12 protein-coding genes are annotated in these 15,579 nt (G+C 38.4%); 9 read left to right on the forward strand and 3 right to left on the reverse strand.

Features of this window, described 5'->3' with window-relative positions:
• Window positions 1–275 precede the first annotated feature (275 nt).
• From ACFO3L_RS05665 to efp, 5 genes are all read left to right on the forward strand, one after another.
• A complete protein-coding gene (locus tag ACFO3L_RS05665) occupies window positions 276–998 on the forward strand; it encodes a methionine ABC transporter ATP-binding protein (protein ID WP_379964720.1) in 723 nt (240 codons plus the stop codon).
• Window positions 995–1,666: a methionine ABC transporter permease gene (locus ACFO3L_RS05670; protein WP_379964722.1), complete on the forward strand. Its 672-nt coding sequence runs from the start codon at window positions 995–997 to the stop codon at window positions 1,664–1,666. The genes ACFO3L_RS05665 and ACFO3L_RS05670 overlap by 4 nt, the downstream gene beginning before the upstream one ends.
• 9 nt (window positions 1,667–1,675) lie before the next feature.
• The gene (locus ACFO3L_RS05675; RefSeq protein WP_379964724.1) at window positions 1,676–2,497 is read left to right on the forward strand and encodes a MetQ/NlpA family ABC transporter substrate-binding protein; all 822 of its coding nucleotides are present in this window, start codon (window positions 1,676–1,678) and stop codon (window positions 2,495–2,497) included.
• A gap of 171 nt (window positions 2,498–2,668) precedes the next feature.
• Complete coding sequence (locus tag ACFO3L_RS05680; RefSeq protein ID WP_379964726.1) at window positions 2,669–4,507, forward strand: sulfatase-like hydrolase/transferase; 1,839 nt, start codon at window positions 2,669–2,671, stop codon at window positions 4,505–4,507.
• Window positions 4,508–4,575: 68 nt separating this feature from the next.
• Complete coding sequence (gene efp / locus ACFO3L_RS05685) at window positions 4,576–5,139, forward strand: elongation factor P (protein WP_379964728.1); 564 nt, start codon at window positions 4,576–4,578, stop codon at window positions 5,137–5,139.
• A gap of 840 nt (window positions 5,140–5,979) precedes the next feature.
• On the opposite strand, the gene ACFO3L_RS05690 is transcribed toward efp, so the two are convergent.
• Both ACFO3L_RS05690 and ACFO3L_RS05695 read right to left on the reverse strand, forming a co-directional pair.
• Window positions 5,980–6,249 carry a GIY-YIG nuclease family protein gene (locus ACFO3L_RS05690; protein WP_379964730.1) on the reverse strand — a complete coding sequence of 90 codons (270 nt, stop codon included), beginning with the start codon at window positions 6,247–6,249 and terminating at the stop codon, window positions 5,980–5,982.
• The gene (locus ACFO3L_RS05695; protein WP_379964732.1) at window positions 6,239–6,976 is read right to left on the reverse strand and encodes a tRNA1(Val) (adenine(37)-N6)-methyltransferase; all 738 of its coding nucleotides are present in this window, start codon (window positions 6,974–6,976) and stop codon (window positions 6,239–6,241) included. Before ACFO3L_RS05695 ends, ACFO3L_RS05690 begins: the two co-directional genes overlap by 11 nt.
• A 164-nt stretch (window positions 6,977–7,140) precedes the next feature.
• Between ACFO3L_RS05695 and ACFO3L_RS05700 the strand changes: the two genes are divergently transcribed.
• From ACFO3L_RS05700 to ACFO3L_RS05715, 4 genes are all read left to right on the forward strand, one after another.
• Window positions 7,141–7,758 (forward strand): lysophospholipid acyltransferase family protein, encoded by a 618-nt coding sequence (locus ACFO3L_RS05700; RefSeq protein WP_379964734.1) that lies wholly within the window; start codon window positions 7,141–7,143, stop codon window positions 7,756–7,758.
• 166 nt (window positions 7,759–7,924) lie between these two features.
• Window positions 7,925–9,055, forward strand: coding sequence for an exonuclease SbcCD subunit D (locus tag ACFO3L_RS05705; RefSeq protein ID WP_379964736.1), 1,131 nt, complete (start codon window positions 7,925–7,927; stop codon window positions 9,053–9,055).
• Window positions 9,056–9,059: 4 nt separating this feature from the next.
• Complete coding sequence (locus tag ACFO3L_RS05710; protein WP_379964738.1) at window positions 9,060–12,170, forward strand: SbcC/MukB-like Walker B domain-containing protein; 3,111 nt, start codon at window positions 9,060–9,062, stop codon at window positions 12,168–12,170.
• 11 nt (window positions 12,171–12,181) lie between these two features.
• Window positions 12,182–15,361, forward strand: coding sequence for a DEAD/DEAH box helicase (locus ACFO3L_RS05715; RefSeq protein ID WP_379964740.1), 3,180 nt, complete (start codon window positions 12,182–12,184; stop codon window positions 15,359–15,361).
• 68 nt (window positions 15,362–15,429) lie between these two features.
• On the opposite strand, the gene ACFO3L_RS05720 is transcribed toward ACFO3L_RS05715, so the two are convergent.
• Window positions 15,430–15,579: zinc ribbon domain-containing protein (locus ACFO3L_RS05720; protein ID WP_379964742.1), on the reverse strand; the 150-nt coding region annotated here is incomplete at its 5' end.

The following is a 15,579-nucleotide window of genomic DNA, read 5'->3' on the forward strand; positions in this document are numbered from 1 at the left end:
TATTTAGACATAATAAAACCGACCTCCAAAAGTTAGATTTTTAGGTCTAACTTTTGGGGGTCGGCTCATCTTTCTGGTTGTTTTTTTGTCGTTTAACATTTATACTGAATCAGTACAGTTTATGTGACTGTATTATATTGTTTTTATTGTGAAGTATCGTTCGTATTTCTTTATAAATCAATCTTTTTTAATTTTTTTTGTAAACGAACAATTATTTGATTGGGATAAATTAATACAGATGCTTTCATTATTTAGTATAGATAAGGGGGGAGTCAATGTATCAACTGGAACAAGTTAGTCATGTTTATGATGAGAAAAAAGCGCTTGATCAGTTGTCGTTTTCAATTGAAAAAGGTTCATTTGTAGGAATTGTTGGTAAAAGTGGTTCAGGGAAATCGACTTTATTGCGTTTATTGAATTTAATGGAGTCACCCATGCAAGGACGATTATCAATTGAGCAACACGATGTCGGTCAATTTTCTGTCAAAGAAAAGCAGCGATGGAAACAAAAAATAGGCATGGCTTTTCAACATTTTAACTTACTGAATAATTTGACGGTCGCAGAAAATGTTGCTTTGCCGTTAAAGTTAATCGGGAAAAAGGATCAAGCTTATGTCACAGAACTTTTAGCTTTTGTTGGCTTACAAGATAAAATGGATGCTTATCCAAATCAGCTTTCAGGTGGCGAAAAACAGCGGGTATCAATTGCTCGTGCACTGATCCGTAAGCCGGAAATCTTACTTTGTGATGAAGTAACGAGTGCGCTTGATGAAGAATATGCCGATGAAGTCTTAATGTTATTGCAAAAAATTCATCGAGAGTTTGCGTTGACGATCTTTTTCGTCAGTCATGATTTGGCAGCTGTTAAAAAAGTTTGTCATCGCGTTTTAGTCTTGGAAGAGGGAAAACTTCAAGGAGAGGTCTTAAACACTCCGACTTTGATTGAAAAAGAGGCATTGACCTACTTTGAGAAGGTGCAAAGGAGGTTGACGACATGAGTTTAGCGGAGCAAATCGTTTATTATTGGCCTGAGTTGCAATTGTCATTAGAACAAACGGCGATCATGATGGGGATTTCGTTATTTTTTGCTTTAGTGGTTGGCTTGCCTTTAGGTGTGGCTTTATTTTTAGCCAATCCGAAAGTTGCTCAAAAAAGAACCCTCAGTTATTGGATCCTAAACGGTGTGATTAGTATTGTCCGTTCGTACCCGTTTCTCTTGTTCGTTGTATCGTTAATTCCTGTCGTTCGTTTTTTGATTGGCCGAGCTTTTGGACCCGTTCCGGCGTCCTTTCCTTTGAGTCTTGTTGCGATTGCAATTTTCGCACGCTTAGTCGAGCAAGTTTTACTCGATATCCCTCAGGAGATTCAATTGTTAGCCGATTCACTGGGAGCAAGTAAGGTGCAATATATTTGGTACTTTCTGCTCGTTGAAGGGCGTAGCGGCTTGGTCTTGGCGTTTACGACAACGATTGTCAGTATGGTTTCTTATTCGACCGTCATGGGAATTGTTGGTGGTGGTGGAATTGGTGATTTTGCCATTCGTTATGGTTATCAAAGTTATCAATATGGCATTATGTATTTAGCAATTATTTTTATGGTTTGTTTTGTTTTTTTAATACAAATGATAGGCAATCAAATCGCTTATCGACTAGATAAAAGAAAGTAGGATGGAATAATGAAAAAATTTGGTTTAGGTTTCGTTGCCCTTGTTTCAATCATGACATTAGCTGCTTGTGGTACAAGCGAAAAAGGTACGGATAGCGCAAAGGAAGATAAAGTGATTACGGTTGCTGGACAAGCAGCACCAATGACAGATGTCGTAAAAGTGGCAGCAGAAGTTGCTAAAAAAGATGGCTGGGAAATTAAATTAGTCCAAGTAAACGACAATGTGGCCTATAACGACATGGTTATGAGTAAAGAAGCCGATGCAAGTTTTGCTCAGCATCGTCCATTTATGGAAAAATACAATGCTGAAAAAGAAGGCACGCTCGTTGCGATTCAACCAATTTACGATGCAAAAGTTGGTTTTTATTCAAAAGATTACAAATCAGTTGATGCGATTCCAGAAAATAGCAAAGTTGCCATTCCAAATGATGCCTCAAACGAAGGTAGGGCCTTAGCAATCTTAGCTGAGCAAAATTTAATCACCTTAAAAGAGGGTGTAGGGACGAATGCGACAACTAAAGACGTTGTTGAAAATCCGAAAAACTTGGAATGGTTATCGGTTGATTTATTAAATCTAGCTGAAGCATACAGCGAGCCAGGTGTTGCGCTAGTGTATAACTACCCAACCTATATTTCTAAAATTGGCTTAAAACCCGCTGATGCGTTGTTTTTAGAAGAAAAAATTGATGATCGTTTTTCAATCCAATTAGTGGCTCGTGAAGACAATCAAGATTCTGAAAAAATTAAAGCTCTCCATAAATACATGACGAGTGATGAAGTTCGTAGCTTTTTAGAAGACGAACACAGTGATACATTGCTTCCCTCATTTTAATAGAAATTTCAAGCGGTTAGAGACAAATGTTTCTAGCCGTTTTTTTATATAAAAAGCGAAGTATAAAGGGATTTTTAATAATTTTTAAAATCGAGGAAGGATTTTCGCTTCATCAATTATTTATGGTATACTTTTAAAAGAAATGGAGAGATAGAAAGTAGGCGGATTTTAATGTTTATTTTATGTGGGCTGTTGTTATTTTTCGCAGCTAAAATCTTACCTAGACAAAAGAAAGTATCTTATATTTTATTACCTTACTTAGGCTTAATAATGAGCTTCTTGACTCTTTTTTTCTGGCGAACAGCTGGACTTGAAGTATGGAATTTATGGGCGCTTCTCGTACCTTTTATTGGTTCAAAGTTGATTTATACCCTATTAGCGCTACTGTCTTCTTTAATTGTTTATGGTGGATTAAAATTTGTTTTAAAACTAGTTGAAAGTGGTCGGTTGATACGACGAAAACCGTTAAAAAAACGACAAATTATTGGGATTACTTGCTCGAGTATTGTGGCGTTTTTAGGAATTTTACTTGGTGTTTGTAGTGTTTGGGCTGTGAATTCATTTGGCAATATGACATTTGACCAAATGGTATACACATTGAGTCAGCCTTTGGGGGATTCTGACCCCGGCCAAGTCATTAATTTTATTGAAAATCCTTTTTTAACAACTTCTGTATTATTCTTCATTATCTTTAATTTCTTTCTTGTTTTTGCTTTATATACTGTTTCGACTGTTAAAATCAAAACAAGAAAAAAATCATTGTTAACGCCAGTTATTGCTTTGACAAGCTTCTTAGTTTTGATAAGTAGTATTTTTATCGGTGTGATGGAAATAGGTTATGCGGATATCAAAGCTTATTATTTTGAGGAATCGGATATCTATGACCGTTATTACGTTGATCCAACAACTGTCAATGTAACTTTTCCTGAAGAAAAACGGAATTTGATTTACATTTTCCTAGAGTCGATGGAAAGTAGTTATGCTTCGCAAGAGGTTGGTGGGATTAAGGAAAATAATTTGATTCCTAATTTAACACAATTAGCGATGTTAGAAGGAACGCATTTTTCGAATACGGAAAATCTAGGCGGCTTTTACCAAGTACCAGGTGCCAACCAAACTGCCAGTTCGATGGTTGCTCAAACATCAGGATTGCCACTAAGAGCAGCTGGTGGGGATGTTGATGCGAATAACTATGGTCAAGGGGGGACGGACTTTTTCCCAGGGGCCTACTCGATTGGTGAAATTCTTGAAAAAGAAGGTTACAATCAGCGTTTAATGATGGGATCTAGTCGTGATTTTGCCGGTCGGGGTGAATACTTTACCCAACACGGAAATTATACGATACAAGATGTTTATTGGGCACGCCAAGAAGGCTTGATTCCTGAAGATTATTGGGAATGGTGGGGCTTTGAAGATCGTAAATTATTCGATTTTGCCAAAGATTCAATCACTGAATTAGCCAACCAAGAACAACCGTTTAATTTCACGATGCTGACTGTCGATACGCATTTTGAGGACGGTTATGCGACAGAAGAAACACCTGATTTGTTCGGTGACCAATATCAAAACGTCATCTATGACAACGACCGTCAGTTAAAAGAGTTTTTAGACTGGATTAAATCACAACCTTTTTATGAAAATACAACCGTCGTTTTAGTCGGTGATCATTTGACAATGGACAGTGACTTCTTTGAGGAAGCAGACCCATTGTATCAACGAACGGTTTATAATACGATTTTGAATGCGCCAATTACAGCCAATCAAACAACGAATCGTCAAGCAACGGCTTTAGATATGTTCCCAACAACTTTAGCAGCGCTAGGTGTAAATATCGAAGGTGAACGATTAGGATTAGGAACGAACTTGTTCTCAAAACGTGAAACGTTAGCAGAGCAGCTAAGTTTCGACAGACTCTATACTGAATTAACCAAACGTTCCGAATTCTACAATACTCGATTGATGAAGGGGACGGATGAGGAAGTGTTACGTCAGCAAGAAGCTGAAAAATGACGTTTGTCAAAAGCGTATGATTCTGCTAAAATGAATTGAATGATTTTTACATGAAGGAGATAAAAAATATGATTTCAGCAGTAGATTTAAGAGCTGGTATGACATTTATTCAAGACGGTAAATTAATTAAAGTTTTGGAAGCAAGTCACCACAAACCAGGTAAAGGTAACACTGTAATGCGTATGAAATTACGTGACGTAAGAACAGGCGCAACATATGATACAACTTTCCGTCCAGATGAAAAGTTTGAAAAAGCACACATCGATACGAAAAAAGTTCAATACTTATATACAATGGAAGATACTGGGTTCTTCATGGACTTAGAAACTTACGACCAATACGAAATTCCCGTTGATACAATCGAAGACGAAATGAAATTCGTTTTAGAAAACATGGAATTAAGCATCCAGTTTTACGGTTCAGAAGTAATTGGTATCCAATTACCATCAACAGTAATCTTACGTGTTGAAGAAACACAACCGTCAATTAAAGGCGCAACTGTTACAGGTTCTGGTAAACCAGCAATAATGGAAACAGGATTAGTTGTTAACGTTCCAGACTTCATCGAAGCAGGCGAACTATTAGAAGTCAACACCTCAGAAGGCACATACCAAAAACGCGCAGGGAAATAAAGAGGCGTAAAAAAATCGATCAGCGACGAGAAATAAGACAGTATCTGGAAAGAAAATGGCACTTTCATTTTTTTCCAGATCACTTATTTCCGAGTCGCTGATTTTTTTTCGCCGTTTCAAAACAAGAGGCTATAATTAAAGCGTTTAGGGGCAAGAGATAAAAACTACCTGGGAAAAAATCGCACTTTGATTTGTTCCCAGGTAGTTTTATCTCCGTAGCCCCTGCTTTAATTATGCCGTTTGAATCAGAGGCTATTTTTGTAGCGTCTAACTGCGAGAGATAAGAAAGAATCCCCAGGAAAATCGTCCTTTGATTTCCCTGGGGATTTGCTTATCTCCGAGCAGTTGCTAGAAAAATGCCGTTTAAGGATAGAGGCTATTTTTGTAGCGTTTAACTGCGAGAGATAAGAAAGAATCCCCAGGAAAATCGTCCTTTGATTTCCCTGGGGATTTGCTTATCTCCGAGCAGTTGCTAGAAAAATGCCGTTTAAGGAAAGAGGCTATTTCTTGAGCGTTTTGACATGAGAAATCAGAACAACGTCCGAAAAAATGGTACTTTCATTTTTATCGGGCGTTTCTTATTTCCGAATGTCAGCTCAAGAAATGCCGTTTAAGGCGAGAGGTTATTTCTTAAGTGTTTAGTGTCGAGTCATAAGCAAAGAATCGTTTGAAAGTGTTCTTTACTTTCAAAAAGATTATGACTTATGACCGAGACACTGCTTAATAAATACCGTTTAAGAAGAGAGGTTATTTCTTAAGCGTTCAGCGACGAGAAATAAGAGGCTATTTTAAGAAGCTTTAATAAAAAAGTCTCTTTCTACAGAAAAGACAAGGAGACGATTATGTCGCATCTCCTTGTCTTTTTAAATAGGCTTCTTTTTGTTTTCTGGATAGTTTCTTAAAGGCGGCTTCGGCTTTGGTAGCTTCGCTTCTGGTTTCGAAGGCTTCTTGATGAATCATTGTTAACGGACGTCGTTTCGCTAAACGGGTATATTTGGCTCCGACACCTTCATTGTGTTCATTTAAACGACGGGTAGGATCAGTTGTATAACCCGCATAAAAAGTATTATCCCGGCAATGCAAGACGTAGAAATAATGTTTACTGGCCATAAAGCATCTCTTTGAATATCGGTGTGTATTCGCCATGTTCATCATAAGTAATGATTGGTGGGGCGACTTTGAAACCATCCGTTTTCCCGTCTTTAATCGCTTCGATTAATAAGATGTTGGCTTCTTTGCCTTCTTTTGGATAAACGAATTGGACTCTTTTAGGTGCTAAGCGATATTTTTGCATCGTATTTAAAATATCTAAGAAACGATCGGGACGATGTACGAGTGCTAGCCGCCCGTTGGTTTTTAATAGGCGCGCAGACATTTCTAAAACTTCTTCCAGATTGGTATGCAATTCATGACGCGCAATCGCTAAATGGGGATTAGGATTTTTAATACCCGTTGGTACGTTTTTAAAATACGGTGGATTACATAATAGTAGGTCAACGGAATTGTGTTTGATTTTACTCAAGCTGTCTTTCAAGTCAATTTGAAAAACCGTCATCTGTTCTTCTAAATGATTGAGCTCGATACTCCGTTGTGCCATATCGGCTAGTTTTTCTTGTAGCTCAACTTGATAAATATGGGCATTTGTGCGACGGCTGACAAATAGACCGACGGCACCATTGCCAGCACACAAATCAACAATTGTCCCGCGTTTTGGGATATTCGGGAAATTGGCCAATAAAACGGCATCTAAGGAAAAAGAAAAAACGTTGGAACTTTGAATAATTTGGATATCCTCTGCGTAAAGTTGGTCAATACGCTCATGATCTTGGAGTTGCAAGAATAACGCTCCTTTGCTTGTTTGAAATAGTGAGTCTATTTTAACATAAATTCAGCGATTATCGAAAGAGTATAATAATCTTGAAATCTTTCGGCAAACTACTTGTTAAATGCTTGTTTTTTTTGCATACTTAGAGTTAGACAGATATGGAAAGGAATAGAAAGATGTTTTTTACTTTTATGCGAGGCGTTGTTCGTGTTGTGTTATTTATTGTGAATGGGCCTTTTGAAATTCAAAATAAAGAAGCCCTGCCGACCAACGAAAACTATATACTCGTTGCTCCACACCGTACTTGGTGGGATCCATTATATATGGCGGTTGCGGCTAGACCGAAAAAATTTGCTTTTATGGCTAAAGAGGAGTTATTTAAAAATGCCTTTTTACGTTTTATCTTAAAAAATGCGAATGCTTTTTCTGTTAATCGGGCAAAACCAGGACCAAGTGCGATTAAGACGCCAATCAAAATTTTAAAAGAAACAGACTTAAGTTTAATTATGTTTCCAAGCGGTACTCGTCACTCAACCGCTTTAAAAGGTGGTATGGCAATGATTGCTAAAATGGCAAAAGTTCGTGTTGTTCCAGTCGTTTATCAAGGACCAGTGACGTTAAAAGATTTATTTAAACGTAAAAAAGTCGTGATTCGCTTTGGTGAACCAATCGATGTATCAGATATTAAAAAATTAAATGCAGAAGGTTTACAACTTGTTGAAGAAAGAGTTCAAGGCGCTTTTGATAATTTAGACAAAGCGATTGACCCGACGTTTAAATATCAAATTAAATAAGATGAAATCAGATAAAAGAGGAGTTACTTGCTAGTTAAGTAGCCCTCTTTTTTTTGTTTTCTCAAATGTGGTCAAGCTTTCAGTGAAAACAAGGTCAATACTGTTTTATTTTTGCTTGTGCTTAGTGTTATAATGGAAAGAAGATGATTTTTTCAGGAGGGATACAATGCGATTTTTGCATACAGCTGATTGGCATATTGGTAAAAAGCTTCATGGTTATGATTTGTTGAAAAACCAAGAAGCCGCAATGACAGAAATTTTAGCAATCGCCAAAAAAGAAGCAGTCGATGCGATTATTATTGCAGGGGACTTATATGATCGTTCAGTGCCTGGCATTGAATCGGTTGAATTATTGAACCAACAATTTATCCAAATCAATTTAGAGGCGGGCTTGCCGATTTTAGCGGTCTCAGGGAATCACGATTCGGCGACGCGTTTAGCCACAGGAGCCCCGTGGTTTAAACAACGAAATTTCCATTTACATACAACATTAGAAGAAGCGCTTGAGCCGATTGAATTTCCCGAAGTCCAATTTTTTCTATTGCCATACTTTGAGCCGATTGCCGCTCGTTTGTATTTTGAAGACGATTCAATCAAAACAATTGGGCAAGCGGTGTTACGTGTCGTCCAAGCGATGGAAGAAAAATTTGATCCTACGAAGAAACACGTTCTGGTTTCGCATTTCTTTGTGGCTGGTAGTTTCCGGACCGAATCAGAGACTACGGTTGAAGTCGGTGGGCTGGATGCCGTGACGAGTGATACTTTTACGGCTTTTGATTATGTCGCTTTAGGGCATCTTCATTCAAAAAATGCAATTAAAGAAGGTAAGGTCCGCTATAGTGGTTCCCTTTTAAAATATTCATTGTCTGAAATGAATGATGAAAAAGGCGTTTGGTTGCTTGATAGTCAGACAATGGAACCGGAATTTATCGCCTTAACGCCTTTACAAGATATTAAGCATTATGAAGCAAGTTTTGCCGAATTAACCGATCCAGTAATTTATCACAGCCTTGACCGAGAAGCTTTCTGGCATTTTGAAATTACCGATCGTGCCGTGATCCCTAATATGATGAATCAACTGCGCGCTATTTATCCTTACGTATTAACCGTTGAACGTAAAAATGGGCATGATGTCGTTCGTCAAGTTACTAAAAAAAGAGCAAAAACGTTAGCTCCGATCGTTGTCTTACAAGACTTCTTTAAAGAAATGACGGGTGAAAGCTTGACACCAACACAAAGTGAGTGGTTAGAAACGGGTCTTACTTTTGCTTTAGATACAGAGAAAAGGGAGGACTAGATTCATGCAACCAAGAACATTAGTTTTGCAAAATTTTGGTCCTTTTATTGACGAGACAATTGATTTTAGGGCTTTTGAAGATGGCGGTTTATTTTTAATTAGTGGAAAAACTGGGGCGGGAAAGACGACGATTTTTGATAGTATGACCTATGCTTTATTTGGTGAAACGTCTGGCCAACAACGCTCAGGTAAAGAAATGCGTTCGCTTTTTGCTTCGCCGGAAGAAATGACAAAAGTGACTTTTACGTTTGAATACCAAGGTTTTTTTTATGAAGTGGAACGGACTCCGGAACAAACATTGAAAAAGAAACGCGGTGAAGGGACAACCAATCAGGCAAGCAAAGTCGTACTAACGATTTTTGATGCCGCAATGAAAGAGCAGCGCCAACTAACGAAACGAACAGAAGTCGATGCGTTTATTAAAGACTTGCTGCAATTGGATGCGAAACAATTTTTCCAAGTGATGTTGTTGCCCCAAGGAGAGTTCCGTAATTTTTTGATTGCCTCAAGTGGTGAAAAAGAAAAGTTGTTGCGCAATTTGTTTGGCACGGCAATCTATCAACGCTTAACGGAATGGCTGAGTCTTCTTTTTAAAGATAAAAATAAAGAACTCGATAAAAAACAACACCAGATGCAAGCGTTAGGCGAGAACTTTATCTGGTTTAATGAAAAAGTTGAAAGTCCGACATTACAGGAACAATTTGGTTATTGGCAAGTAGACGTGGAACAGTTGGCTACAGCGATTGAAGAAAATGAACAGCTCACAGAAGCGCTGAAAGTAGCAGTCGGGTTGAGCGAAAAAGCCTTTTACGAAGGCAAACAACTCGTTGAAAGAAAAATGGCTTATGATCAACGCGTGCTTGAATTTCAAGAATTGGAACAACAAAAAGTCGCAATCGATGAATTGCGTCGGACGGTGACCTTTTTAAGACAGTTAGAAAAAGATCAATCACTTTTAAAACAAGTGATACAAACGCGACAACAAGTTTCAACTGAACAACTCTTATTAACAGAGATTGTCACACTTCTGGAGGAAGTATCGGAAGACATGCAAGTCTGGCAAGCAGGTAGCGCCGACTATGAGCAGCAAAAGATACTCTTACAAGAACAATGCCTTACTGAGGAACGTTTGAATCGCTTATTGCCTTTAGCGCAACAAGTGGAGCAACTAAGGCAAGAATTGCAAATAGGGCAACAAGAGATGGATGCGATTGAGCAAAAGATGAATCTTTTAATTGACGAACTTAAGCAAGTCGTTGATACAATCAGTCAAATTAAGCAACAAATACAAGAGAAAAACGACTTACAAGCAGAAGCGTTGGTTTTAACGACTTTAAAAAATCAAGTCGCTCGTTGGGATGAATTAGACAGAGACATTGAAAGCAATCAAAGCGCGCAAGTTGAAAATCAACGAAAAATTGAAAAACAACGAGCAGATTTAAAAGCCAGCCAAGAGGCGGCAGAAAAACAAGAAATGATTTTCAGGCAGTTGCAAAGTGAGTACGCCAAATTGCAGATTGAAAAATGGCGCCAAAAACTCTTACCAGGAGAACCGTGCCAAGTTTGTGGTTCATTAGAACATCCTTACTTGGAACAAAAAACACACGGAAAGATCGCGAGTTATCGAGTGACGGAAGAAGAAGTTGAGCGAGAAGAAAATTGCTGTCAGCAATTAAAAGCGCAAGTGACGGAGCAACAATTGAAGTTACAAAAGATTGTTTTAGAAGGTGAAAAACTTCTTGAGCAGCAAGCAAAAAGTCAGGCCTTACAAGCCGATTTAGTGAAAATCATGCAAGAAAAATTATCATTCTCAAATAAACAAACACCAAGAGTCGCCTATCAACTGAGAGTTGAAGCCTTTGAAGTAGCCAGTCAACGTATTGAGAAGCTTGAACAACAACTAATTATTTACCAAGAAAAGCAAGAAAAATTATTAAAAGAACAAGCGATTCATTTGGAGAAAAAACACGAACTAGTAGCGACACGCTTGCAACAGCAAACACGTGTAGATAGTTTAATCGAACAACTTGGAGGATTAACGGCTACGGAGCTACAAGCTAAACAAGCACAAGTTCAAGATGAAATCGTGTTACTACAAACGAAGATTGAGGACTATGAAGTAAAAGGTCAAAACTTAAAACATCAAGAAGTGACTTATACGGAACGACAAGCAGCGAAAAAAGCTCAACTTGAGCAACTCGAACAGCAATTAAATCAACAAGAGCAATTATTACAAGAAGTATTGACGCATTATTCACCAGAAATGACAGAAGAAATGTTACGTCAACGCTTGCCAGGCTTAGCAATCCTTCCAGAGTTGATTGAGCAGGTGACGCAATACGATCAACAAGTGCAATTTTTAAGCCAGCGCTTAGCCGAAGAGGCTGAACTGAAGACCGTTGAATTACCTGATATGTCGTGTTTAGAGGCGAAATATCAAGAAAAACAAGCCGTTTTTGAAACGCACCAACAACGGTGTTTCCAGCAAGTCAGCGATTTAAAACGCAATCAAACGTTGTTGGCGGATTTAAATACGCTTTGGCAAGAAAATCAGATGGCACTAGAGGAACTTTCACATTTACAGCAATTAGCTGAAACGGTTAAGGGAGATAATAGTGAGCGTTTGAGTCTAGAGCGTTACGTTTTACAAGGGTTTTTAGTTGAAGTCCTTGAAGTGGCAAATCAACGTCTAAGTAAGTTAACCCGCAATCGTTACCAGTTCTTATTAGCCGAAGAAAAAGGCAGTTACCGTAGTTCAACCGGCCTAGAAATTAATATTTATGATGATAATGCCGGGACTTCTCGTCGTGCGCAAACCTTATCGGGTGGTGAGAGTTTTATTGCGGCTCTAGCATTGGCGTTATCTTTAGCGGATGTGATTCAGCAACGTTCCGGTGGGATTGCGATAGAAGCGCTATTTATCGATGAAGGGTTTGGCTCGCTAGATGAAGAATCGCTTGAAATGGCGATGCAAGCTTTAGAAATGATTGAACAAGAAGGTCGTTTAATCGGAATCATTAGTCATGTTAGTGAATTGAAGCATCGGGTTGTCCAACAGTTAATTGTTGAGACAAATGGTTCCGGTCAGAGTCGTACGAGAATAAAAATAGGGTAGGAGGATGCAAAATGAAGTGGAGTATACCAGAAAGAGTCATTGAGCGTGGTCGCGATTATTTAAATCAAGATCGTGTCTTATCCGTCGTGCCCGATGAAGATAATCAAGTTTGGCGCGCCGAAGTTTTAGGGAGTGAGTTATACCGTGTGGATTTAGATGCAACAGCTAAGGAAGAGGATTATTGTCAATGTCCTTACTGGGAGGAACATCACTATTGTAAACATACTGTAGCTGTAGAGCTATATCTCCGTAAAAAAGGTTTAACCCGTCAAATAAAAACTGAAAAGAAAGTTACACCGAGCACTTTTTCAAATTCAGAAATGTTTTCAAAAGGTTTTTATCGCCTACAGGAAGAAAAAAATAGTAGCAGTTTGATTCAACGCTTGGAAATTAGCTGTCAAATCGACAGCCTTGCCACCAATCCCTACCGTAAGGAATTAGATATTTTAGGGATTAGTTTAAAAGTTGGGCTTGCCGGTGAACGCAAATACATTGTTAAAAACATTTATCGTTTCTTACAAATTTATCAAGATGAGAAAATGTATAACGGAATTAAACAAGGTAATGTTTATTTGCATCCAGATGCTTTTACACTAGAGGAAAACGAGTTACTCCATCATTTATCAAATAATGCGCAAACGCAACAGTTATTAGGACATACCGGTGTTCAAGTAAATGGTTCTTTGGATAAAAAGTATTTACTGTTGCCGGTCAGCGAAGGCCGGGAATTGCTTGAAAAGATGCAAAAAATCCCGTTTGTTTTTGTCGCAGATGAGAAAAAATATGCCAAATTGAACTTCAGTGAGCAACCATTACCGCTGGCCTATACTTTACGACCACAAGCGGAGATGATGTATGAGTTGACGCAAGTTCATGATTTTGATCATGTCTACCAAGCCTATCGTTGGGGGATTTTTAAAGGGGAAATCTACCAAATGACAGCAGAGGAAATGGAAATTTGTTTAACAACGATGCAATTGATGAAGCGGTTGAAAGAACCGAAAATTGTGTATCCGAAAAAAGAATTATCTTTATTATTCCGCCAAGTTTTTCCTTTTTTACGACAAGTGGGACAAGTGGATATTGATCCTGAGGTTTATGATGCTGTGAGTGAAGCACCACTAGAAGTGATTATTTATTTACGTAAAAAACAAGGTAATGTTGATGTCCGTGTGGATTATCAGTACGATGAGATTGTTTTTTCTAGTCATCCAGCTTTTGAAAATAATCCAGCTGATGCACCTGAAGTTTTACGCGATTATCAAGGCGAAAGCCGTGTTGTCCAAATGTTGGAACAATTTGATTTTAAACATGAAACACAGCCAGGTTGGCAAAAAGAAATTCCAAAGGGTGTTCAGCTCTTTCAATTTTTCAATCACGAAGTACCAAGCTTACGTCAACTAGGAAAATTACATCTAGGTAAAAAACTCAAAGAATTGTATTTAGATGGCGAAGACTTCCGACCAGTTATTGAAGTGGCACATGAAGATTCTTGGCTAAATGTTTCTTTTGATATTTCTGGTATTAGTGAAAGTGAAGTTCAAGAAGTCTTGCGTAGTCTCCTGCGTCAAGAGGCGTTTTATACGTTAGCAGACGGTAAAATTTTATCGTTGATGGATGAACAATTCCAAGAAACGAGTCATATTTTACAACAGTTACGCCAAGAACTAAAAGAAGGAACGACTCATTTTGAAATTCCCGTTCATCGTGGCATACAGCTACAAGAACAATTAGGCGAGAAAGCGAACTTTAGTCAAAGTTTTGAGCAGTTGACGAGCCATTTGGTCAATCCTAATAGTTTTGAGGTACCCTTACCGAAAAATTTAAACGCAGATTTACGCGAATACCAAGTGCTTGGTTTCCGTTGGTTAAAGATGCTGAGTCATTATGCTTTTGGCGGTATTTTAGCAGATGAAATGGGGCTTGGAAAAACGCTTCAAACGATTGCTTTTTTACTTTCAGAAAAAGAAACAAAGCAAATAATCCCGACCTTAATCGTCACACCCGCTAGTTTGACTTATAACTGGCAACAAGAAATCAAACGCTTTGCGCCAGACATATCAAGTAGTGTTGTTCATGGTACCAAAGAAGAACGGACGGCCATTTTAGCGGAAGAAAAAGACGTCTATATTACGTCTTATACGAGCTTACGCCAAGATATTGATATGTACCAACTGAAAGACTTTGATTATTTGATTTTAGATGAAGCTCAAATGGTAAAAAATAATTACACGAAAACAGCACAAGCTTTGCAATCGCTTGTGGTTCCCGTTCGCTTTGCCCTAAGTGGAACGCCAATTGAAAATAACTTAGACGAATTATGGGGATTATTCCAGTTAATTATGCCAGGCTTTTTCCCGAGTCGTCAAAAATATCGGGAATTATCTGCAGAAGAAATTGCCCATATGGTCCAACCTTTTATCTTACGTCGTGATAAAAAGAGTGTTTTACAAGATTTGCCAGATAAAATTGAGCGTAATTACTATAGCGGTTTGACTGCTGAGCAAAAAACGGTCTACTTGGCGTATTTACAACAAATGCGCGAAGAAGTTTCGGGCATGGATTCTGAAGCTTTCCGTAAGAGTCGAATCTCAATTTTAGCCGGCCTAACTCGCTTACGCCAAATTTGTTGCGATCCAAGATTATTCTTAGATGATTACGAAGGTTCTTCAGGTAAACTCGAACAAGTGAAAATGTTAGTCAAAACAGCAATTGAAAACAAACGTCGTGTATTACTTTTCTCACAATTTACAGGGATGTTAAGTATTTTAGAAGAAGTCTTTGCAGAAATGGATATCTCAACCTTTTACTTACGTGGTAGTACACCACCAAAAGATCGAGTAGAAATGGTCAATGCTTATAACGCTGGGGAAAAAGAAGTCTTTTTGATTTCCTTAAAAGCGGGCGGAACGGGCTTGAATTTAACTGGAGCGGACACGGTCATCTTGTATGACTTATGGTGGAATCCAGCGGTTGAAGAACAAGCAGCTGGACGGGCACATCGCATGGGTCAAAAAAATGTGGTGGAAGTTTGGCGGATGATTGCTGAAGGAACAATTGAAGAACGCATGGACGCGCTACAACAAGAAAAACGTGAGCTCTTCCAAAAAGTCATCCAAGGCAATGAAACACAATTGCAACAATTAACCGAAGAAGATATTCGCTTGATATTAAGTATGGGCGATGAGTAGAAGTTGACACTCCACACGACTAAAGTCGTCGGATTCTTAGGTAGTACGCCCTAACGGACGCAAATTGACTAAGCGATCCCCGAAAGTCCTTCGGTTTTAATATTTATGCTTGCATTAATATCTCTGTCATGAATTGTTCCACAATTTGAGCATACCCATTCACGAATATTTAGCTCTTTTTTGCCGTCATTATGACCACAAGAAGAACAAAGTTGTGA

It is taken from the genome of Enterococcus eurekensis (assembly GCF_042654605.1).
GTDB lineage: Bacteria > Bacillota > Bacilli > Lactobacillales > Enterococcaceae > Enterococcus_I > Enterococcus_I eurekensis.

What these genes read in the sequence shown, in the direction of transcription:
- ACFO3L_RS05665 (WP_379964720.1), top strand. Translation starts at nt 276, where the DNA reads ATGTATCAACTGGAACAAGTTAGTCATGTTTATGATGAGAAAAAAGCG.
- ACFO3L_RS05670 (WP_379964722.1), top strand. Translation starts at nt 995, where the DNA reads ATGAGTTTAGCGGAGCAAATCGTTTATTATTGGCCTGAGTTGCAATTG.
- ACFO3L_RS05675 (WP_379964724.1), top strand. Translation starts at nt 1,676, where the DNA reads ATGAAAAAATTTGGTTTAGGTTTCGTTGCCCTTGTTTCAATCATGACA.
- ACFO3L_RS05680 (WP_379964726.1), top strand. Translation starts at nt 2,669, where the DNA reads ATGTTTATTTTATGTGGGCTGTTGTTATTTTTCGCAGCTAAAATCTTA.
- efp (WP_379964728.1), top strand. Translation starts at nt 4,576, where the DNA reads ATGATTTCAGCAGTAGATTTAAGAGCTGGTATGACATTTATTCAAGAC.
- ACFO3L_RS05690 (WP_379964730.1), bottom strand. Translation starts at nt 6,249, where the DNA reads ATGGCCAGTAAACATTATTTCTACGTCTTGCATTGCCGGGATAATACT.
- ACFO3L_RS05700 (WP_379964734.1), top strand. Translation starts at nt 7,141, where the DNA reads ATGTTTTTTACTTTTATGCGAGGCGTTGTTCGTGTTGTGTTATTTATT.
- ACFO3L_RS05705 (WP_379964736.1), top strand. Translation starts at nt 7,925, where the DNA reads ATGCGATTTTTGCATACAGCTGATTGGCATATTGGTAAAAAGCTTCAT.
- ACFO3L_RS05710 (WP_379964738.1), top strand. Translation starts at nt 9,060, where the DNA reads ATGCAACCAAGAACATTAGTTTTGCAAAATTTTGGTCCTTTTATTGAC.
- ACFO3L_RS05715 (WP_379964740.1), top strand. Translation starts at nt 12,182, where the DNA reads ATGAAGTGGAGTATACCAGAAAGAGTCATTGAGCGTGGTCGCGATTAT.